This is a genomic window from Burkholderia sp. LFS061 (genome assembly GCF_047978125.1).
Taxonomy (GTDB): domain Bacteria; phylum Pseudomonadota; class Gammaproteobacteria; order Burkholderiales; family Burkholderiaceae; genus Burkholderia; species Burkholderia pyrrocinia_C.
Genome location: NZ_JBFPFS010000044.1, coordinates 22,739 through 41,986, shown reverse-complemented (window position 1 = coordinate 41,986; position 19,248 = coordinate 22,739). Strand labels below are relative to the sequence as shown.

18 protein-coding genes are annotated in these 19,248 nt (G+C 67.5%); 4 read left to right on the top strand and 14 right to left on the bottom strand.

Features of this window, described 5'->3' with window-relative positions; translation table 11 throughout:
* Positions 1 to 68 precede the first annotated feature (68 nt).
* From metW to argB, 5 genes are all read right to left on the bottom strand, one after another.
* Complete coding sequence (gene metW, locus ACNQQL_RS29110) at positions 69 to 677, bottom strand: methionine biosynthesis protein MetW (protein WP_034179337.1); 609 nt, start codon at positions 675 to 677, stop codon at positions 69 to 71.
* Complete coding sequence (metX, locus tag ACNQQL_RS29105) at positions 674 to 1,819, bottom strand: homoserine O-succinyltransferase MetX (RefSeq protein ID WP_347067509.1); 1,146 nt, start codon at positions 1,817 to 1,819, stop codon at positions 674 to 676. The genes metW and metX overlap by 4 nt, the downstream gene beginning before the upstream one ends.
* Before the next feature lie 371 nt (positions 1,820 to 2,190).
* Positions 2,191 to 2,856: a nucleoid occlusion factor SlmA gene (slmA, locus tag ACNQQL_RS29100; protein ID WP_347067507.1), complete on the bottom strand. Its 666-nt coding sequence runs from the start codon at positions 2,854 to 2,856 to the stop codon at positions 2,191 to 2,193.
* Positions 2,823 to 3,614, bottom strand: a complete 792-nt coding sequence (locus ACNQQL_RS29095; protein ID WP_347067505.1) for a pyrimidine 5'-nucleotidase — start codon at positions 3,612 to 3,614, stop codon at positions 2,823 to 2,825. Before ACNQQL_RS29095 ends, slmA begins: the two co-directional genes overlap by 34 nt.
* Positions 3,611 to 4,510: an acetylglutamate kinase gene (gene argB / locus ACNQQL_RS29090; protein ID WP_006754950.1), complete on the bottom strand. Its 900-nt coding sequence runs from the start codon at positions 4,508 to 4,510 to the stop codon at positions 3,611 to 3,613. Before argB ends, ACNQQL_RS29095 begins: the two co-directional genes overlap by 4 nt.
* 294 nt (positions 4,511 to 4,804) lie before the next feature.
* Between argB and ACNQQL_RS29085 the strand changes: the two genes are divergently transcribed.
* The 3 genes from ACNQQL_RS29085 (at position 4,805) to ACNQQL_RS29075 (ending at position 7,095) form a co-directional block, all read left to right on the top strand.
* Positions 4,805 to 5,029: a cysteine-rich CWC family protein gene (locus ACNQQL_RS29085; protein ID WP_347067503.1), complete on the top strand. Its 225-nt coding sequence runs from the start codon at positions 4,805 to 4,807 to the stop codon at positions 5,027 to 5,029.
* Positions 5,030 to 5,120: 91 nt separating this feature from the next.
* Positions 5,121 to 6,539 carry an ATP-binding protein gene (locus ACNQQL_RS29080; RefSeq protein WP_347067501.1) on the top strand — a complete coding sequence of 473 codons (1,419 nt, stop codon included), beginning with the start codon at positions 5,121 to 5,123 and terminating at the stop codon, positions 6,537 to 6,539.
* A 13-nt stretch (positions 6,540 to 6,552) separates the two neighbouring features.
* Entirely contained in the window at positions 6,553 to 7,095 is a 543-nt protein-coding gene (locus ACNQQL_RS29075) for a response regulator transcription factor (RefSeq protein WP_011546464.1), read from the top strand.
* A 126-nt stretch (positions 7,096 to 7,221) separates the two neighbouring features.
* Here ACNQQL_RS29075 and ACNQQL_RS29070 read toward each other — a convergent pair whose 3' ends face one another.
* The gene (locus tag ACNQQL_RS29070) at positions 7,222 to 8,340 is read right to left on the bottom strand and encodes a helix-turn-helix transcriptional regulator (protein ID WP_347067527.1); all 1,119 of its coding nucleotides are present in this window, start codon (positions 8,338 to 8,340) and stop codon (positions 7,222 to 7,224) included.
* A gap of 252 nt (positions 8,341 to 8,592) precedes the next feature.
* On the opposite strand from ACNQQL_RS29070, the gene ACNQQL_RS29065 reads away from it, so the two are divergent.
* Complete coding sequence (locus ACNQQL_RS29065) at positions 8,593 to 10,665, top strand: hypothetical protein (protein WP_347067498.1); 2,073 nt, start codon at positions 8,593 to 8,595, stop codon at positions 10,663 to 10,665.
* A 93-nt stretch (positions 10,666 to 10,758) separates the two neighbouring features.
* On the opposite strand, the gene hslU is transcribed toward ACNQQL_RS29065, so the two are convergent.
* The 8 genes from hslU to dapF form a co-directional block, all read right to left on the bottom strand.
* A complete protein-coding gene (gene hslU / locus ACNQQL_RS29060; RefSeq protein ID WP_347067496.1) occupies positions 10,759 to 12,102 on the bottom strand; it encodes an ATP-dependent protease ATPase subunit HslU in 1,344 nt (447 codons plus the stop codon).
* Positions 12,103 to 12,112: 10 nt separating this feature from the next.
* Positions 12,113 to 12,649, bottom strand: a complete 537-nt coding sequence (gene hslV / locus ACNQQL_RS29055; RefSeq protein WP_006755256.1) for an ATP-dependent protease subunit HslV — start codon at positions 12,647 to 12,649, stop codon at positions 12,113 to 12,115.
* A gap of 234 nt (positions 12,650 to 12,883) precedes the next feature.
* Positions 12,884 to 13,300, bottom strand: a complete 417-nt coding sequence (dksA, locus tag ACNQQL_RS29050; RefSeq protein ID WP_006477498.1) for an RNA polymerase-binding protein DksA — start codon at positions 13,298 to 13,300, stop codon at positions 12,884 to 12,886.
* 507 nt (positions 13,301 to 13,807) lie between these two features.
* Positions 13,808 to 14,983, bottom strand: coding sequence for a CobW family GTP-binding protein (locus tag ACNQQL_RS29045; RefSeq protein ID WP_175749039.1), 1,176 nt, complete (start codon positions 14,981 to 14,983; stop codon positions 13,808 to 13,810).
* A 96-nt stretch (positions 14,984 to 15,079) separates the two neighbouring features.
* Positions 15,080 to 16,294, bottom strand: a complete 1,215-nt coding sequence (locus ACNQQL_RS29040) for a class I SAM-dependent rRNA methyltransferase (RefSeq protein ID WP_347067493.1) — start codon at positions 16,292 to 16,294, stop codon at positions 15,080 to 15,082.
* A 76-nt stretch (positions 16,295 to 16,370) separates the two neighbouring features.
* Positions 16,371 to 17,291, bottom strand: coding sequence for a tyrosine recombinase XerC (gene xerC / locus ACNQQL_RS29035; protein ID WP_347067491.1), 921 nt, complete (start codon positions 17,289 to 17,291; stop codon positions 16,371 to 16,373).
* 11 nt (positions 17,292 to 17,302) lie between these two features.
* The gene (locus ACNQQL_RS29030) at positions 17,303 to 18,028 is read right to left on the bottom strand and encodes a DUF484 family protein (protein WP_310135693.1); all 726 of its coding nucleotides are present in this window, start codon (positions 18,026 to 18,028) and stop codon (positions 17,303 to 17,305) included.
* Positions 18,029 to 18,065: 37 nt separating this feature from the next.
* On the bottom strand, positions 18,066 to 19,010 hold the full coding sequence (gene dapF / locus ACNQQL_RS29025) for a diaminopimelate epimerase (protein ID WP_347067489.1): 945 nt from the start codon (positions 19,008 to 19,010) through the stop codon (positions 18,066 to 18,068).
* Positions 19,011 to 19,248 lie beyond the last annotated feature (238 nt).

The window sequence follows — 19,248 nt, the reverse complement described above, 5'->3', positions numbered from 1 at the left end:
TGCGGCGGCAGCGCGCGGCGGGGGGAGCAGCGCGGGCCAGGCCCGGCGTCCGTCAACGGCCCCCCGGCTCAGCTGCGCTTGACGCGGTAGACAGCAAGACTACCACGCCAGTTCGCTCCCCATCGAATCGGCTGGCCTTCGTGCAGCACGACGCGGTCGAGGATCGTGACGCCGACTTCGGGTGCGAGCGCCTCGAAATCCTTGATCGTCAGCACGCGCACGTTCGGCGTGTTGTGCCACTGGTACGGCAGCGATTTCGACACGGGCATCCGGCCGTGCAGCACCGACAGCCGGTGCGGCCAGTAGCCGAAGTTCGGGAACGACACGATGCACTCGCGGCCGACGCGCGCCGTTTCGCGCAGGATCGCGGCCGTCTGGTGGATCGTCTGCAGCGTTTGCGACAGGATCGCGATGTCGAAGCTGTGGTCCTCGAACAGGCGCAGGCCGTCCTCGAGGTTCTGCTGGATCACGTTGATGCCGTTCTTCGCGCTCGCGAGCACGCCCGCGTCGTTCAGTTCGATCCCGTAGCCGGTGACGTCCAGCTCCTCCATCAGCAGCGCGAGCAGCGAGCCGTCGCCGCAGCCGAGGTCGAGCACGGTCGAGCGCGGCTCGACCCAGCGTGCGATCGTGCGGAAGTCCGCGCGCGCGGACAGGGAATTCAGCGCTTGCTGGTTCATGCGCCCACCTCGTTGGCGATTCGTTCGTAATACGCGCGGATCAGGTTGTGATAGCGCGCGTCGTCGAGCAGGAACGCGTCGTGGCCGTGCGGCGCGTCGATCTCCGCGTAGCTGACCGTGCGCTTGTTGTCGAGCAGCGCCTTCACGATCTCGCGCGAACGCGCGGGCGCGAAGCGCCAGTCGGTCGAGAAGCTCGCGATCAGGTATTTCGCTTGCGTGTGCGCGAGCGCGGCGGTCAGGTTGCCGTCGAACGCCTTCGCCGGGTCGAAGTAGTCGAGCGCGCGCGTGATCAGCAGGTAGGTATTCGCGTCGAAGTAGTCGGCGAACTTGTCGCCCTGGTAGCGCAGGTACGACTCGACCTCGAATTCGACGTCGAAGCTGAAGTTGTACGCGTCGAGCGCCCCGTCGGCGCGGCGCAGCGCGCGGCCGAATTTCTCGGCCATGTCGTCGTCCGAAAGATACGTGATGTGGCCGATCATCCGCGCGACGCGCAGGCCGCGCTTCGGCTTCACGCCGTGCGCGTAGTAGTCGCCGCCGTGGAAGTCGGGATCGGACAGGATCGCCGAGCGCGCGACCTCGTTGAACGCGATGTTCTGCGCGGACAGCTTCGGCGTCGACGCGATGTCGATGCAGTGCGCGACGCGCTCCGGATACATCAGGCTCCACGCGAGCGCCTGCATTCCGCCGAGGCTGCCGCCCATCACGGCGGCGAAGCGCTCGATGCCGAACGCGTCGGCGACGCGCGCCTGCGCGTGCACCCAGTCCTCGACGGTGACCACCGGATAGCGCGCGCCGTACGGCTTGCCGGTCGACGGATCGATGCTCATCGGGCCGGTCGAGCCGAAACACGAGCCGAGGTTGTTCACGCCGATCACGAAGAAGCGGTTGGTGTCGAGCGGCTTGCCCGGGCCGACCATGTTGTCCCACCAGCCGGTGCTGCGCGGATCGTCCGCATAGACGCCGGCGACGTGATGCGACGCGTTGAGCGCGTGGCAGACGAGCACCGCGTTCGAGCGCGCGGCGTTGAGCTCGCCGTACGTCTCGACGACGAGCTGATAGTTGCCGAGCGCGCTGCCGCTTTGCAAGCGCAGCGGTTCGGCGAAGTGCATGGTCTGTGGAGCGACGATGCCGATCGATTCCATTCGTTCCGCCTTATGACTGGGCAGCTAAATGGTGTCGGCGAGGCGCGGAGTCGGAGATGCGCGGCTGACGACCTCTTTAGCCGCATTTGTAGTGAACCGCCGGGACAAGACACATCATGGCCCCGGCCGGTTCGCGCGCCCGCAATCGAGTCAGCAAATCGGCGCGCTTCCGACCTGCCGCCGAGGAGGCGGCAAGTCGGCAAAGTATAGCGGAATTCGGCGGGACGCGGATTTCGCGACGCGGCCACCGGTTTTCGGGCGCGAAGCGTCGCGGGTCGCGATGGAGGCGCCCGGGGCACGAGCAGCGGCGACACGCGCTCGCCGGTCGTGCCGGAGCCGCGAGAGGGGTTGTGCTGTCGGCAACGCTTCGCTTACTGCAGGATCAGCCTCAAATGCGCATCAGCCTGCTCGCCGGGCGATTTCTGGAACCCGCCTTTCGCAAAGCGATGCCACCTGCCGATCACGTAGCTGACGAGCAGGCTCGCTCGTGCAGCCGGATCGTAATCGGCCGGCAGCACGAACGGCGTTGCACCGTCCTGCGGCGCATTCGCCTCCGTGCGCGCAACCCGCAGGCATTGCTTGACGGTCGCTTCGATGCGGTCGAGCAACTGGTTCACGCGCTCGGTGAGCCGCTCGTCCTCGCCGACCAGCGCCTCGCCCGTCAGCACGCGCGTCATCCCCGGGTTCTTCGCGGCGAAATTGAGCATCGTCAGCGCGATCGTGCGCGCCTGCAGCACGCCGTTCGGCTCCTTCGCGACGATCTGGTTGACGAGGCCGAACAGCGACTGCTCGATGAACTCGATCAGCCCTTCGTACATCTTCGCCTTGCTCGGGAAATGGCGGTACAGCGCGGCTTCCGACACGTCGAGCCGGGCCGCGAGCGCGGCCGTTGTGATCTTCTCGCGCTTCGGCGCCTCGAGCATCGCCGCGAGCGTCTGCAGGATTATCACGCGGCGCTCGCCCGGCTTCGGGCGCGGGCGGGAGGGTGTGGCCTGGCCTTCCGTTACGGCTTGGTCCTGCGGGTAAGTCGGCTGCATTTCTGTCGCCCCGATCGTGTGCCCAGTCGCAGCGATTTTAACGAACGAATCCGCTGGTCGACGTAATGCGGGCGGCCGGTACCCGGCAGGTGGCCGGGAAGATGGCCGGTAATCCAGACCGTGCCGATGCCGAGGCGCTTGTAGCGCTTCAGGTGGTCGCGCGTATCCTCGACGAGGATCGCATCCGAAAAGCGCGCATGCGAGGCGCGCAGCGTCCGGCGCAGCATCGTGTGGTCGGGCTTCGCGCGCCACGTGCGGCGGTCGCGCATGTGCTCGATCGCGATCACGCGCTCGAACAGCCGTTCGATGCGCAGTTCGCGCAGCACCGCGCGCGCGTAGTTCTCCGGCGCGTTGGTCAGTACGAACTTGCGGCCCGGCAGCGCGGCGATGATGTGTGCGAGGCCGCGCTCGGCGCGCACCATCGCGGGGAGATCGGAAAACGTGTGAACCGCGCGCAGGAAGTCGTGCGGATCGATCGGGTGATGGCGCGTGAGGCCGAGGAGCGCGGCGCCGTAGCGCTGCGTATAGCCGGTGCGCAAGCGGTCGGCTTCGGCGCGCTCGACCTTGAGCGCATCGATGATGTATTGCGTCATCGCACGGTTGATCTCGGGAAAGATCGCGTGCGATGCGTGGTGCAGCGTGTTGTCGAGATCGAACAGCCAGACGGGCGCACCGGCGCGCGGCCGGCTGCGCGAGATGCGCCGGCGCCGCAGCGGGGCCGGCAGGTCGGGGCTGGCGGCCTTGCGGCGCGTGCTCAATGCGAGCGGATCATCGTGCCGAACGGCTGCTCGGTCAGGATTTCCAGCAGCACCGAGTGCTCGATCCGGCCGTCGACGATGTGCACCGACTTCACGCCGCTCTTCGCGGCGTCGAGCGCCGACGAGATCTTCGGCAGCATGCCGCCGGAGATCGTGCCGTCCTCGAACAGCGCGTCGATCTCGCGCGCGGACAAATCGGTCAGCAGGTTGCCGTCCTTGTCCATCACGCCCGGGATGTTGGTCATCATCAGCAGCTTCTCGGCGTTCAGCACCGTGGCGAGCTTGCCCGCGACGAGGTCTGCGTTGATGTTGTACGACAGGCCGTCTTCGCCGAAGCCGATCGGCGAGATCACCGGGATGAACGCGTCGTCCTGCAGCGCCTTCACGACTGCCGGGTTGATCGCCTCGACTTCGCCGACCTGGCCGATGTCGATGTACTGGCCCGGGTTGTCGCGGTCCGGCATCAGCAGCTTGCGCGCGTGGATCAGGCCGCCGTCCTTGCCCGTCAGGCCCACCGCGTGGCCGCCGAAATGGTTGATCAGCGTCACGATGTCCTGCTGCACTTCGCCGCCCAGCACCCATTCGACGACTTCCATCGTCTCTTCGTCGGTGACGCGCATGCCCTGGATGAAGGTGCCGGCCTTGCCGATCTTTTTCAGCGCCTGATCGATCTGCGGACCGCCGCCGTGGACGATCACCGGATTGATGCCGACCAGTTTCAGCAGGATCACGTCGCGCGCGAAACCTTGCTTGAGCCGCTCTTCCGTCATCGCGTTGCCGCCGTATTTGATGACCACGGTCTTGCCGTGGTAGCGGCGGATGTACGGCAGCGCCTCGGCGAGGATTTCTGCTTTCAGCGTGGGGGCGATCTGCGAGAGGTCGATGGGCTCGGACATGGCGGCGGCTCAGGCTGGGAACGGTTGAAACACGGCGAATTGTACAGGAGTGGCGCAGCGCAGCATCGTGTTTTTGGGTGGGCCGGAGCGCTGGCGGCGCGGCTCGGACACCGCACGCAGCGGCCCGCCGGCTATGGCGCTGTGGGATGCGGGCGACGGTGCGCGGGCGGCGGCGGCGGGCAGGTTCGCGTGCGCTCGCGACGAACCTCGGCCGGGCGGCCGGCGCGCAAAATCCGTGCGCCGCGCTATGCTTGTCGCGTGGGGCGACTTCACGCCCGTTTCCGCGATTGCGCCATGACCGATTCCGCCGCCGACGCCTGTTCCGCCCCGCGCCGCGCGCGCTGCCCGCACTGCGGGCGCGGCTTCGATTGCGGCGCGCACACGCAGCCGTTCGACTGCTGGTGCGCGTCGATGCCGGCTATGACCGTCGTCACGCTGCACGCGGCCGGCGTGCGCTGCCGGTGCCCCGAGTGCCTGGCCGACGAGATCGCGCGGCGCATGGCCGGCGCGGCCGGCTGACGGCGCCGGCCGGGCACGCGGTGCGCTTCGTGCCCGCGCTTCGATCCGGCCCCGCTGGAGGCGCCGCCCGCTAAACGGGTAAACTGCCCGGATGCAACGAATCACCACCACCGGGCGCGTCAACCTCAGTCACCTGTTCTGGCTCCGCAATCTCGCGATCGTCGGCCAGCTCGTGACGATCGGCGTCGTGCAGACCTATTTCGGCGTGCATCTACCGCTGCCTGCGATGCTGATGGTCATCGCGCTCGAAATCGTTTTCAACGCGCTGACCTGGGTGCGCGTGCTGCGCGCACGGCCCGAGACCAATTTCGAGCTGCTCGGCCAGCTGTGGGTCGACCTCGGCGCGCTGTCCGCGCTGCTGTTCCTGTCGGGCGGCACGACCAACCCGTTCGTGTCGCTGTACCTGCCGTCGCTCGCGATCGCGGCGGCCGTGCTGCCGTGGCACCTGATGATCTGGCTCGCGGCGTTCGCGGTCGCGTGCTATGCGGCGCTCGGCTTCGATTCGGTGCCGCTCAACATGGACAATCCCGCGAACCTGTTCGACTACTACCGCACCGGGATGTGGGCGAACTTCATGGTCAGCGTCGGGCTGATCGCGTGGTTCGTCGCGCGCATGTCGAATGCGCTGCGCCAGCGCGATGCGGCGCTCGGCGAAGCGCAGCAGCACCTGCTGCGCGACGAGCGGGCGGTCGCGCTCGGCGTGCAGGCCGCCACCGTCGCGCACGAGATGGGCACGCCGCTGTCGACGATCGCGATGCTCGCCGAGGAATTGCGCGACGCGGCGCGCGCCGATCCGGGGCTGGCCCGCTACGAGGCCGACCTGAAGGTGCTCGAGGAACAGATGACGCTCTGCACGTCGGCGCTTGCGCGCCTGCGCAGCCGCGCGACCGCGCCCGCGAGCCGCCAGCCGGTGGACGACTGGCTCGACACGTTCGTCGAACACTGGCGCCTGCGGCATCCGCACGTGCAGTTCGAGCTGCTCGGCGCGCGTCCGGCGGGCGTCGCGCTCGACGACACGGTCGCGGCCGGCCAGATCCTGACGATCCTGCTCGACAACGCCGCGCGCGCGAGCCCGCAGCGCGTGACGCTGGCCGCGAAGGTCGCGCACGACCGCGCGGCCGACGAGATCGAATTCGAGGTATGCGACGACGGGCCCGGCATTCCGGCCGCGCTGCGCGAATCGCTCGGCGCGATGCCGGTCGACAGCACGCAGGGCGGGCACGGGGTCGGCCTGTATCTCGCGTTCAGTGCGGCCGTGCGGCTCGGCGGCGCGATCGAACTGTCCGATGTCACGCCGCGCGCGGCGGGCGGCAACGGGCGGGCCGGCGGTGCGGCGAACGGCCAGGCTGCTGCTGCATCGGGCCAACGCGCGGGCGAACGCATGGCCGAACGAACGGCAGGCACGCCGGACAGCCGCGCGGCCGGCGCAACCGCCGGGCGCGGTACGCGGGCCGTGCTGCGCCTGCCGGTCGTGCGCGTCGCGGCGCCGGCAGCCTCAACCAACACGTAGACGGAGAAACCACATGAGCGAGAACAATTTCCTGGTGATTGACGACAACGAGGTGTTCGCGGGCACGCTCGCGCGCGGCCTCGAGCGGCGCGGTTACGCGGTCCAGCAGGCGCACGACAAGGAGACGGCGCTCAGGCTCGCCGCGGGCGGCAAGTTCCAGTTCATCACCGTCGACCTGCATCTCGGCGAGGATTCGGGCCTGAGCCTGATCGCGCCGCTGTGCGACCTGCAGCCCGATGCGCGGATTCTGGTGCTGACCGGCTACGCGAGCATCGCGACCGCCGTGCAGGCCGTGAAGGAAGGCGCCGACAACTATCTCGCGAAGCCCGCGAACGTCGAGTCGATCCTGGCCGCGTTGCAGACCAACGCGACCGAAGTGCAGGCCGACGAGGCGCTCGAGAATCCGGTCGTGCTGTCGGTCGACCGGCTTGAATGGGAGCACATCCAGCGCGTGCTCGCGGAGAACAACAACAACATCTCGGCGACCGCGCGCGCGCTGAACATGCACCGCCGCACGCTGCAGCGCAAGCTCGCGAAGAAGCCGGTGCGGCAGTAAGTCCGGCGCGCGCGGTTTCGCGCGGCAAGCCGTTCGCGCGAGGGCGCATGCGGTAGCGGTTCGCCGCGAGGATCGCCGCGGGAGCGCACCGGCGGCCGGGGGCGCGACAGCTGCCGATTCGTTGCGTCAGTTTTCGCGTGGGCGCCGCGGAAGTACCCACAGCATTCTTCCCACAGCCTCGGCCTGGTTTCGCGAATGCGTTTTCTCGTAGATCGCGCGCAACTGGGTGCGGATGGTGGCGAGCGACACCCGGGCGCTCGCCGCGCATTCCTCGGGTGTTTTGCCGCCGATCAACGCCTCCGCCACCGCGGCTTCGGCACTCGACAGGCCGAACGCCTGCCGCAGTTGTTGCGCGACGACGAGCGGCGCGGCGCTTCGCCGTCTGGCCGTCACGAGCATCGTCGCGCCGCCGAACGCGGCATGGAGCGCCGGCCCGGCCAGCGCGGCGATGCCGAGAAAGATTTCGTGGGCGCCGTCCAGCGAGCCCGCCAGCGCGAGGCTCTCGCCGTTGCGGGTCTTCGCGACGCGTGCCAGCGCGGCCTTCAGCGCATCGTTGTGCGGCGCGCTCGCGGCACTCAGGTGTCCATGCTCGAGCTTGAGACAGGTCGTCGCGCGCAACATCGACTCCGCTGCCCGATTGACGAAGACGACACGCGCATGCCGGTCCAGCGCGAACACGGCCAGACCCAGCTCTTCCATCAGTTCGGCGCCGAGCGCGGCGTCGCGGTGCAGCACGTTCGCATCCTGCCAGAGGTTGATCGCGCGTTGCAGATGTCCGGCCATGCCCGACAGCGCCGTGCGTTCCTCGGGCGAGTAAGGCGGGCGGCCGCAAGCCCTCAGCAACCCGAGCAGGATGTCGTCGCCGCCCTGGCGCGCCAGGCGGACGCCCATCAGATAACGAATGCCTGACGGAATCTGGTAGTCCTGGAAGAATTCGCTGCGCGCGACATCCTGCTCGGTGAGGTGATCCTGACAGCAGACGAATTGCCCGAGCGGTGCCTGCTCGACAAAGCTGCGGCGCGGATCGAGTGCGCCGTAGTACTGGTCGTAGAGCGCGACGACACTTTCCAGTTCCGCGCGCGGGGAGTAGATCGAGAACTGCGGCGCATTGTGCGCGGAGTCCCAACTGAACATGTGAAAAACGTTTGCGCCGAGTGATTCGGATACCTGATGAAATACTTCGAGAAAGCTGTCCGGGCGCAGCGCGGCCTCATAGAGGTCGCCGATGAGGTGGTCTCTTTGCATTGTTCTTCCCCGCTTCCCGTTGGCTCGCGTGGCAATCGCGGCGCATCGGTCTTTGGTCTGATGATTTGCTTCGAACCCCGAATGTTCGGTCAGGCTATCACAGGTCCTTTGCGAACAGGGGTATGCGCGATCGCGATTTTCATCTACCTGGATGATGATCCGGAAAATCGGTTTTGCGAGAATCCCCGCCATTCAGCGTGCGTGCGCGGCGCGTATGTCACGCAATAACCAGAAGGTCCTCGGGGAAAAGCAATGAAACGCACACCTGTCGTACTCGGTATTGCCGCACTGGTCCTGACTGCTTGCGGGGGCGGCAGCGATTCGTCGTCCGGCGGCTCGCCGCCGCCGGCCGCGCAGACGGTCAGCGGCGTCGCGGCGGCGGGTGCCGCGATGCAGGGGGCGACCGTCACGCTCGTCGACGCGACGGGCAAATCGGCCGACTGTCCGGCCGACGCGACCACCGGTGCGTTCCATTGCACGGTGACCGGCATGACCGCGCCCTTCGCGCTGTCGGCCGTCGGCAATGTCGCCGATTCGCAGGCGACGCTGATCTCGCTCAGCGCCACCGCGGGCACGCAGACGATCAACATCACGCCGCTCACGAATGCGATCGCCGCCACGATCGTTGGCGACAATCCCACGAAATTGCTGGGCAACACCGGACTGCTGCAGAGCAAGGTGACGGCGCAGGCCGTCGCCGGCACCGTGCAGGCCTACTCCGCTGCGCTGGCCGACGTGCTGGCCGCGACCGGCAACACCGGCGCCGACCTGATCGCCGGGTCGCTGACCGCCGGCGCGCCTGGGCTCGACCGGCTGCTCGACCAGTTGAAGGTCAACGTGCTGCCGGACGGCGGCGTGCAGATCAGCTCGGTGGCGGGCACTTCGAGCGATACGCCCGCGCAGCTTCGGCTCGCGCCCGGCGTCGCACCGCAAGCCGGCGACAAGGCCAGCCTGCCGGCCGTCGCGACCATCAACGGCGTGCCGCTGTCGAGCCTGCCGAGCGCCAGCGATCTCGCATCGCTGCAGGCCGCGTTCAACCAATGCTTCGCCGGCACCACCGCCGTCGCGCGTCTCGGCGGCGGCGTGCCGGCCTGCAGCCGGCTCGTCGTCGACGACGTCGCGTCCGGCGCGTTGAACGCCGGCGTGCCCGCGGCCTACCTCAACAACGGGATGTCGTCGCAACAGGAGTTCGGCACGGCGCCGGGCATCGTGGCCGACGATGCGATGAACAACGCGAGCTTCAGCCTGCCGGAAGTGATTCGTGTGGTGGCCGGCGACACGATGTGGGTCAAGCTGTCGTGGACGCGCGCGGACGGCATTCGCGACGGCATGCAGCAGCATGTGCAGCTGGCGGTGAAGGAGGGCGCCCGAACGAGCGGCGACGCCGGCTGGCGCGTGATCGGCAACCGGCGCGCGGTGCTGAGCAAGGTGAATGCGAACGCGCAGAAGTGGGACTGGCTGAATCCGGCCAATCCGTCGACCGGCACCAACGCTTTCGTCGACTCGCTGAACCTGCAGGTCGGAATCGTCGATGCTGATGGCAAGGCCGTGGATTTCGCGATCGTCAACGGCCCGGGCTTGCACAACGGCGTGTTCCTCCAGCCGTCGAGCGGCACGTGCGACACGCTCAATATCCGCGCGCAGATCGCTAGCGGGCAGACGCCGGCCCAGCTCGCCGCGCTCGCGAAGGGCAGCCAATGCCGCAACAACTATCGGCTGGCCGGCGTCGCGCAGGACCCGGCGAACCAGGGCGTGTTCACGTGGCCGGGCGACGCGCCGCGCAACAACACCGCGTGGTCGAAGCCGCAATTGAGCGCAGCGGAGCTGGCCGACATCAAGCCGTTCAGCGCCTATACGATCGACCTCTACCAGAACGGCAGCACGGCCGCGCCGGCAAAGAGCTATACGGTCCGGCTGCGTACTCCGTCGCCGTTGCCCGACGCGCTGCGCCAGTATCAGTGGCACGACCCCGCGCAGTCGACGCGCGACATGCTGACGCCGGGCACGGCCGGCACGTTCGCGGGCGGCGCGACCTTCCCGCTCGGCTGGACCTCGAAAGCGGGGCTGCCGTACGTCAAACGCGGCAACGTGCAAATTCGCGCGACACCGGCGGGGCAGGCGTCGGCGGTCTTCGTCAACGGGACCGCGCGCGCCACGCCCGCGCAGCCGGGCACCGCCGTGACGCTCAACGTGCTTGGCGATCAGGGTGTGGCGTTTCCGTCGGTGGCCGGCTGGACGGGCAGCACCGATTTTTCGTTCGCGAGTCTGAGCTGGTCGGATCCGTTCGACATGCAGTTTACGGTGTCGGTCGAGTACGACCGCTGACGGGCCGGCGTCGGCAGGCCGCCGCGCCCGCTCCAAATAAAACGGGCGACTCCACTGGAGCCGCCCGTTTTTCGTCGGATGCCGGGTGCCGCGTTACAGCACGTAGCGCGACAGATCCTCGTCCTGCGCCACTTCGCCGAGCGCGCGGTCGACATACGTCGCGTCGATCGTCACGCGCTCGCCGGCGTGATTGCCGGCCGAGAACGACACTTCCTCGAGCAGTTTCTCGATCACCGTGTACAGCCGGCGCGCGCCGATGTTCTCGGTCTTCTCGTTGACCGAATACGCGATTTCCGCGAGGCGGCGGATGCCGTCCCGGGCAAATTCGAGCTGCACGTCTTCGGTCGCGAGCAGCGCCTGGTACTGCTTGACGAGGCTCGCGTCGGTTGCATCGAGGATCGCCTCGAAGTCTTCCACCGACAGCGATTCGAGCTCGACGCGGATCGGGAAGCGGCCCTGCAGTTCCGGAATCAGGTCGCTCGGCTTCGCGAGGTGGAACGCGCCGCTCGCGATGAACAGAATGTGATCGGTCTTCACCATCCCGTACTTCGTGTTGATCGTCGTGCCTTCGACGAGCGGCAGCAGGTCGCGCTGCACGCCCTGGCGCGACACTTCGCCGCCGCTGCCTTCATTGTTGCGCGACGTGATCTTGTCGATCTCGTCGAGGAACACGATGCCGTTCTGCTCGGCGTTCTGCACGGCCTTCGTCTTCACTTCCTCGTCGTTGAGCATCTTCGCCGCTTCCTCGTCGGTCAGCAGCTTCAGCGCTTCCTTGATCTTCACCTTGCGGCGCTGCTTCTTGCCGCTGCCGAGGTTCGAGAACATCGAGCGGATCTGCTCGGTCATCTCTTCCATCCCGGGCGGCGCCATGATGTCCATGCCGACCGACGGCTGCTCGAGGTCGAGCTCGACTTCCTTGTCGTCGAGCTGGCCTTCGCGCAGGCGCTTGCGGAACGTCTGGCGCGTCGCGTTGTTGTCGTCGTTCGCGTGTTCGGCATTGCCGCCGAAGCCCACCGCGCGCGGTTGCGGCAGCAGGATGTCGAGGATGCGGTCTTCCGCCTGGTCGGTCGCCTTGCTACGCACCTTGCGCATCTCGGATTCGCGCGTCTGCTTGACCGAGATCTCGATCAGGTCGCGCACGATGCTGTCGACGTCGCGGCCGACGTAGCCGACTTCGGTGAACTTGGTCGCTTCGATCTTGATGAACGGCGCATCGGCGAGCTTCGCGAGGCGGCGCGCGATTTCGGTCTTGCCGACGCCCGTCGGCCCGATCATCAGGATGTTCTTCGGCGTGATTTCCGTGCGCAGCGGATCGGCGACCTGCTGGCGGCGCCAGCGGTTGCGCAGCGCGACCGCGACGGCCTTCTTCGCCTTGTTCTGGCCGATGATGTGCTTGTCGAGTTCCGAGACGATCTCGGCAGGGGTCATGGTGCTCATGGGGCGGTCCTTACTCGATCGTTTCGATGATGCGGTTGTGGTTCGTGTAGATGCACATGTCGCCGGCGATCCCGAGCGACTTCTCGACGATCTCGCGCGGCGACAGCTCGGTGTTCTCGGCGAGCGCGCGGGCCGCGGCCTGAGCGTACGCGCCGCCCGAGCCGATCGCGCAGATGCCGCCTTCGGGGTCGAGCACGTCGCCGTTGCCGGTGATCACGAGCGTGGTGGTCGCGTCGGCCGTGATCAGCATCGCCTCGAGGCGGCGCAGCATCCGGTCGGTGCGCCAGTCCTTCGCGAGTTCGACGGCCGCACGGGTCAGGTTGCCCTGGTGCTTCTCGAGCTTCGCCTCGAAGCGGTCGAGCAGCGAGAACGCATCGGCGGTGCCGCCCGCGAATCCGACCAGAACCTGGTTGTTATAGATCCGCCGCACTTTCCGCGCGCCACCCTTCATGACGATGTTGCCGAGGGTTACCTGGCCGTCGCCGCCGAGCGCGACCTTGTCGCCGCGCCGGACCGAAACGATGGTCGTGCCGTGAAATTGCTCCATCTGCGTTCCTTGAGAAAAACGGGGAAGAGTCGGGCAGCGCGAGGCGCCGCCGCGTGAATCGCAGTGCGCCGGGGAGCGGCCCGGCGCGCGTCCGTTTCATTTTAGGGCGGGCGCGGAGATATCAAGAGGCGGGAGGCAAATCGGCCGGTGGGGAACCGGTGCCGGAAAAACAAAAAGCGCGCGGCAGGCCGCGCGCTTTCGGGAAGCAGCGTGTCGGAGCGGAACGCCGCTCGATCAGTCGCCGAACAGCTTCTGGCGCAACTCGCGGCGCTCCTGCGCCTCGAGCGACAGCGTGGCCGTCGGACGCGCGAGCAGGCGCGGAATGCCGATCGGCTCGCCGGTTTCCTCGCACCAGCCGTAATCGCCGGAATCGATGCGGGCGAGCGACTGCTGAACCTTCTTGAGGAGCTTGCGTTCGCGATCGCGCGTGCGCAGCTCGAGCGCGTGCTCTTCCTCGATCGTCGCGCGATCGGCGGGATCGGGGACGATCACCGTTTCGCGCAGGTTCTCGGTCGTCTGGCCTGCATTCTTGAGGATGTCCGCCTGCAACTGTTCGAGCCGATTTTTGAAGAAGGCGAGCTGATCCTCATTCATGTAATCCTTGTCGCTCATCTTCAGGATTTCGGCTTCGGTCAAGAGTTTCTTCGTCATCTGCTTGCTTCTTCAATGTGCGGCAAATCAAGAGATATTGCCTGCACTTTGGGATTACCCGCAACCGCGCTTGCAATCATTTGCGATTTGCCGCCGCGGGGCCGAAAGCCTCTGGAAAACCGGTTCTCAAATACCAGGATAGGCCTGGCGCGGATTTGCGCGCGCGGCGAACCGGTGTGCTGCGCGGCAGATCGCATCGGCCGCGGCCGGGTGGCGGATTGGCGATCCGGCGCGGTTGCGATGCCCGGAAAACTGGTTCAGCAAGAACCGGGCCTGTTTGTTGCCGTACTCCAGCGGGCACGTATTGTAACTGAATCGCAAGCGGGCGCCGTATCGGGTCGATCCCCGTCGGCTGCGCCAATATCTAGAAAATATAACGCGCAAATCGCGAAAAAGCGATGACGGCGAAACCCTGCCCGCACGCCGCCGCCGGGGCCGCCGCGAAAGCGGCGGCGCGGGCGGGGCGCAAAGGGGCAAAAAGGGCCGCAAATGCGGCGCCCGCGCGCGTCAGGCGAGGCAGGCGTCGAGGCCGTCGGTGATCAGGTCTTGCGGCAGGTCGACGCCGATGAAGACCATCTTGTTGGTCTTCTTTTCGGCCGGCAGCCACTTGGCGGCGAGGTCGCTGCCCATCATCTGGTGCACGCCCTGGAACACGACCTTGCGGTCGACGCCCTTCATGAACAGCACGCCCTTGTAGCGCAGCATCCGCTCGCCGTAGATCTGCAGGATGCCGCCGAGGAAGTCTTCCAGCTTGTTCGGGTCGAACGGGCGGTCGTTGCGGTACACGAACGACTTGATCTTGTCGTCGTGGTGCGCGTGGTGGTGATGGTGGTGGCCGTGGTCGTGATCGTGCGCGCATTGACCGTGATCGTGGTCGCAATCGGCGTGATCGTGATCATGGTCGTGATCGTGGTGGTGGTGCGCGTGATCGTCCTCGGCGAGGAAGTCGGGGTCGATCTCGAGCTTCGCGTTCAGGTTGAAGCCGCGCAGGTCGAAGATTTCCTTGATGTCGGCTTCGCCGAAATTCACGACCTTGATCGCGGCCCTCGGGTTCATGTGCATCAGGCGGTGCTTGAGATCGGCGACGGTCTGGTCGTCGACGAGGTCCGACTTCGTGATGAACAGGCGGTCGGCGAAACCGACCTGGCGCTGCACGACTTCGTGTTCGTCGAGCTGCGCGTCCGCGTGTTTCGCGTCGACGAGCGTGATGACCGCGTCGAGCAGGAAATCGTCGGCGATTTCGCTGTCGATGAAGAAGGTTTGCGCGACGGGGCCCGGGTTCGCGAGGCCGGTCGTCTCGATCACGATACGGTCGAAGTCGAGCTTGCCTTCGCGCTTCTTCGCGGCCAGATCGCCGAGCGCGCGTGCGAGGTCGCCGCGGATCGTGCAGCAGATGCAGCCGTTGCTCATCTGGATGATCTGCTCGTTCGAATCCTGCACGAGGATTTCGTTGTCGATGTTCTCTTCGCCGAACTCGTTCTCGATCACGGCGATCTTCATGCCGTGCTGTTCGTTCAGGATGCGCTTGAGCAGCGTCGTCTTGCCGCTGCCGAGAAAGCCGGTAAGGATGGTGACGGGAGTGGCCATGTCGGTCGCCTGTGGTTCGTGAATCGGGGTCAAAACCAGGATGTGCGTCGCGCCCTCGCGCTGCGAGCCGGGGCGCACAACCATCCATTGAAACATACCTGTCAAGCCCCCGCCCGTCGTCCGGACGACAGGCGAAAGCGCTGGCCCGCCAGGCGGGCCGGCGGACCAGGGTGTCCGCCAAGATCGGGGCGATCAGACGATTTGCAACAGCAGGCCCTTCAGATATTCGCCTTCCGGGAACGCGGCGAGCAGCGGGTGATCGACGCCCGCGCCGAGCCGCTTCAGGATGCGTGCGTCGACCTTCGCGTCGGCTGCCGCGCCCGCGACGATCTTCTGGAACAGGTCCATGTCGATCGCGCCCGAGCACGAGTACGTGAACAGCAGGCCGCCCGGGCGCAGCAGCTTGAAGCCGCTCAGGTTGATGTCCTTGTACGCGCGCGCCGCGCGATCGACGCTGTCGCGGGTCGGCGCGAACTTCGGCGGATCGAGCACGATCAGGTCGAAACGTTCGCCTTCGTCGACGAGGCGGCGCAGCGTCTTGAATGCATCCGCGTCGAGCCAGGTCGCGCGTTCGGCATCGAAGCCGTTGGCGACGACGTTCTGCTGCGCGAGCGCGAGCGCATCGCCCGACGAGTCGATCGACACGACGCGTTTTGCGCCGCCCTTGAGCGCCGCGAGCGAGAAGCCGCCCGTGTAGCAGAAGCAGTTCAGCACGTCGCGGTCGGCCGCGTACTGCGCGACGAGCGCGCGGTTGTCGCGCTGGTCGACGTAGAAGCCCGTCTTGTGGCCGTTCGGCACGTCGACGTGATAGCGCACGCCGTTTTCGTTCGCGATCAGCGTCGCGGGCGGCGCATCGCCGGCCAGCACGCCGGTCGTCTGTTCGAGCCCTTCCTTGTCGCGGATCGACACGTCCGAGCGCTCGTACACGTTCGGGCAGCCCGTCGCGCCGCTGAGCGCCGCAACGATCGCGTCCTTCCACGCTTCGACGCCCGCGGCCATGAACTGGCAGACGAGCTGGCCGCGCGGCGCCGCGCCGGCTTCCGCGGTGTCCGCGACGTAGTAGTCGACGATCAGCCCCGGCAGCCCGTCGGCTTCGCCGAACACGAGCCGCACCGCGCCCGTGCCCGACACCATCGTCGTGCGGTGCGCGACCGCGCGCTGCACGCGGCGCTTGAAGAACGCGTGGTCGATCGGCTCGTTCTCGTCGAAGCTCCACACGCGCACGCGGATCTGCGACTGCGGGCTGTACGCGCCGCGCGCGAGGAAGCGGCCGTCGTGCGTGCGCACGATCACGGTTGCGCCGGGCGTGGGCTTGCCGTCGACGCGGTCGATCGCATTGGCGTAGATCCAGGGATGGCGGCGCAGCAGCGATTTTTCCTTGGACGGCTTGAGTGTGACGGTTTGCATGATGGGATCGAAATGGGCCGCGCCCGACGCCGACCGTTGCCGGTCGCCGCGCGCGGCGGGTAACACGGGACGCGCGTCAGTCGCGCTTCTTCGCGCGCGGATGCGCGCTGTCGTAAATCTTCGCGAGATGCTGGAAGTCGAGCGACGTATAGACCTGCGTCGCGGCGACGCTCGCGTGGCCGAGCAGTTCCTGCACCGCGCGCAGGTCGCCGCTCGACTGCAGCACGTGCGTCGCGAACGAGTGGCGCAGCACGTGCGGATGGACGTTGGCGGGAATGCCCGCGGCGAGCGCCGCGCGCTTCACGCGGTCGCGCACGACGCCGGGCGACATCCGGTTGCCGCGCACCGACACGAACAGCGGATGCGGGTCGTGCTTCACGAATTCGCCGCGCACCGCGAGCCACGCATTCAGCGCATCGATCGCCTTGCGGCCGACCGGCACCTTGCGCTCCTTGTTGCCCTTGCCGCGCACGGTGACCTCGGCTTCGGCGAGATCGAGCCAGCCGGCCGAGCGGTAGCCGTCGGCCTGTGTGTACATGACGTCGAGCCCGATCAGCTCGGCCAGGCGCAGCCCCGACGAATAGAACAGTTCGAGGATCGCGTGATCGCGGATGCTCTCGGTCGTGCCGGCGAGCGGTGCGTCCATCAGCGCCGACGCGTCGTCGACCGACAGCGCCTTCGGCAGCGTTTTCGGGCGCTTCGGCGCGCGCACCGCGGCAACCGGGTTCGCGGGCATCTCGATGCGCTGCGCGAGCCAGCGGTAGAACGCGCGCCATGCCGAAAGGCGGTGCGAGATCGAGCGCGCGGACAGCCCGCCCGCATGCGCGCGCGCGACCGCGCCGCGCATGTCGACGGCCGTCAGCGTGTCGAGCGGCCGGCCGGCCGCGAGCTTCTTCAGTTCGTCGAGTTCGTGCGTGTACGCGCGCAGCGTATGTTCCGACAGCTGCCTGACGTGCTTCAGGTTCGACAGGTAGGCGGCGACCGGATCGTCTGTCATCGCGTGCGCGGTCAGTGCGGCAGCAGGCGCGTGAGCGCCGCGCTCGCGAGCGTCGCGATCTGCGCGAGGAAGTCGGTGGCCATCCCGTCGTGGAAGCGGCGCGGATCGGGCGAGCCGAGCACCAGCAGGCCGAACGCGGGCGCGTCGGCGCCGGCGAGCGGCGCGCGCAGTGCGAGCAGTGCGACCGATGCGGCCGAGCCGTCGCCGGCCGGCGCGGCTTCAGCGCCTTCCGCCGCATTCGCGGCCGAGGCGGCTACCGCGGGCGCGAGCCACTGCGCGGCTTCGAAGCCCGTGTTTGCGCCGCAGTACGGCGTCGACAGGCCGTTCGTGAACAGCCGCACTTCCTCGCCGACCTGGCGCGCGAAGTCGGCCTGCGCGTAGGTGTCGGCGACGTCCCACACGCGCAGCGCGGTTTGCGGCACGTCGAACACGTCGGCGATGCCGTCGGCGATCGTGCGCGGCAGCGCGTATGGATCGCGTTCCGCGATCACGCGCGCGGTCCAGCGGCTGAACTTCGCGGACAGGCTGTCGTTCTCGTGGCCATAGCGCACGAGTTCGGCGAGGCGGCGCTCGAGATGCTTGTTCTTGTCGCGCAGCATCTCCATCTGCCGCTCCTGCAGCGAGATCGCGGCCTTGCCGTGCGGGTTCGCGAGACGGATCGTCGCGAGCAGTTCGGCGTGCTGCGCGAAGAATTCGGGATTGGCGAGCAGGTAGTCGGCGACTTCGCGATCGTTCATGTGGCTGGAGCGTTCAATTATCAAGGACGTTGCAGGGTCAGGCGTTCAGGTCGATCTCGCCTTCGAACACGGTCGTGGCGGGCCCGGCCATCATCAGCGCGGCGGTTTCGTCGCGCGCACCGTCCCAGCCGATCGTCAGCGTGCCGCCGTGCGTGTGCACGGTCACCGGCGAATCGAGCAGGCCGCGCCGGATGCCGGCCGCGACCGCCGCGCACGCACCCGTGCCGCACGCGAGCGTCTCGCCCGCGCCGCGTTCGTACACGCGCAGCTTCACTTCATTGCGCGACACGATCTGCATGAAGCCGGCGTTCACGCGCTGCGGGAAGCGCGCGTGGCGCTCGATCAGCGGGCCTTCTTCCAGCACGGGATACGCTTCTACATCGTCGACGACCTGCACCGCATGCGGATTGCCCATCGACACCGTCGAAATCCAGCGCGTCGCGCCGCCGACGTCGAGCGGCCACAGCGTGTCGCGGCCTTCCGTGCGACCGACGAGGCCCGACGCGCCCGGACCGGCCGTATCGAACGGCACCTGTGCCGGCGCGAACACGGGCGCACCCATGTCGACGACGACTTCGCCGTTGTCCTGCAGCGTCAGCGTGATCAGGCCCTTCATGACCTGCACGCGCACGCTGCGCTGGTCGGTCAGGCCGCGGTCGCTGACGAATTTCACGAAGCAGCGCGCGCCGTTGCCGCAGTGTTCGACTTCGCCGCCGTCGCAGTTGAAGATCCGGTACTTGAAATCCGCGCCTTCGACGGTCGGTTTTTCGACGAGCAGCAACTGATCGGCGCCGATGCCGAAGTGCCGGTTGGCGAGCGCGCGCACCTGCGCTTCGGTGAGCGGCGGCAACGCGCGCGAATAGCCGTCGAGCACGACGAAGTCGTTGCCCGCGCCGTGCATCTTGGTGAACGAGAGTTTCACTGGGTCCGGAATTCCATGGCGAACAAGGTGGCCAGCACGACGCGAACGGCCCGCGGCCATGCCGGGCGGCCTCGTTCGTCGTGCTGATCTCAGCCGTAAATGATACATGCAGCCGACAGGGGCGTCCCGCGCGGGCGGGCGTTTCGCGTCGCCAGTGGAGACGGGATGGGCGGTATCTGTCGATCGGTCGACTGGTCGCGTCAGTGGCGAGGGGACAAATTGACGCGGTGTGGTGGGCGTTGTCGCAGCGCAGGCGAGGCTTGACCATGCGTGCCCGATGCACGGTGAAAGCACGGGA

What these genes read in the sequence shown, in the direction of transcription:
- metW (WP_034179337.1), bottom strand. Translation starts at nt 677, where the DNA reads ATGAACCAGCAAGCGCTGAATTCCCTGTCCGCGCGCGCGGACTTCCGC.
- metX (WP_347067509.1), bottom strand. Translation starts at nt 1,819, where the DNA reads ATGGAATCGATCGGCATCGTCGCTCCACAGACCATGCACTTCGCCGAA.
- slmA (WP_347067507.1), bottom strand. Translation starts at nt 2,856, where the DNA reads ATGCAGCCGACTTACCCGCAGGACCAAGCCGTAACGGAAGGCCAGGCC.
- argB (WP_006754950.1), bottom strand. Translation starts at nt 4,510, where the DNA reads ATGTCCGAGCCCATCGACCTCTCGCAGATCGCCCCCACGCTGAAAGCA.
- ACNQQL_RS29085 (WP_347067503.1), top strand. Translation starts at nt 4,805, where the DNA reads ATGACCGATTCCGCCGCCGACGCCTGTTCCGCCCCGCGCCGCGCGCGC.
- ACNQQL_RS29080 (WP_347067501.1), top strand. Translation starts at nt 5,121, where the DNA reads ATGCAACGAATCACCACCACCGGGCGCGTCAACCTCAGTCACCTGTTC.
- ACNQQL_RS29075 (WP_011546464.1), top strand. Translation starts at nt 6,553, where the DNA reads ATGAGCGAGAACAATTTCCTGGTGATTGACGACAACGAGGTGTTCGCG.
- ACNQQL_RS29070 (WP_347067527.1), bottom strand. Translation starts at nt 8,340, where the DNA reads ATGCAAAGAGACCACCTCATCGGCGACCTCTATGAGGCCGCGCTGCGC.
- ACNQQL_RS29065 (WP_347067498.1), top strand. Translation starts at nt 8,593, where the DNA reads ATGAAACGCACACCTGTCGTACTCGGTATTGCCGCACTGGTCCTGACT.
- hslU (WP_347067496.1), bottom strand. Translation starts at nt 12,102, where the DNA reads ATGAGCACCATGACCCCTGCCGAGATCGTCTCGGAACTCGACAAGCAC.
- hslV (WP_006755256.1), bottom strand. Translation starts at nt 12,649, where the DNA reads ATGGAGCAATTTCACGGCACGACCATCGTTTCGGTCCGGCGCGGCGAC.
- dksA (WP_006477498.1), bottom strand. Translation starts at nt 13,300, where the DNA reads ATGACGAAGAAACTCTTGACCGAAGCCGAAATCCTGAAGATGAGCGAC.
- ACNQQL_RS29045 (WP_175749039.1), bottom strand. Translation starts at nt 14,983, where the DNA reads ATGTTTCAATGGATGGTTGTGCGCCCCGGCTCGCAGCGCGAGGGCGCG.
- ACNQQL_RS29040 (WP_347067493.1), bottom strand. Translation starts at nt 16,294, where the DNA reads ATGCAAACCGTCACACTCAAGCCGTCCAAGGAAAAATCGCTGCTGCGC.
- xerC (WP_347067491.1), bottom strand. Translation starts at nt 17,291, where the DNA reads ATGACAGACGATCCGGTCGCCGCCTACCTGTCGAACCTGAAGCACGTC.
- ACNQQL_RS29030 (WP_310135693.1), bottom strand. Translation starts at nt 18,028, where the DNA reads ATGAACGATCGCGAAGTCGCCGACTACCTGCTCGCCAATCCCGAATTC.
- dapF (WP_347067489.1), bottom strand. Translation starts at nt 19,010, where the DNA reads ATGGCCGCGGGCCGTTCGCGTCGTGCTGGCCACCTTGTTCGCCATGGA.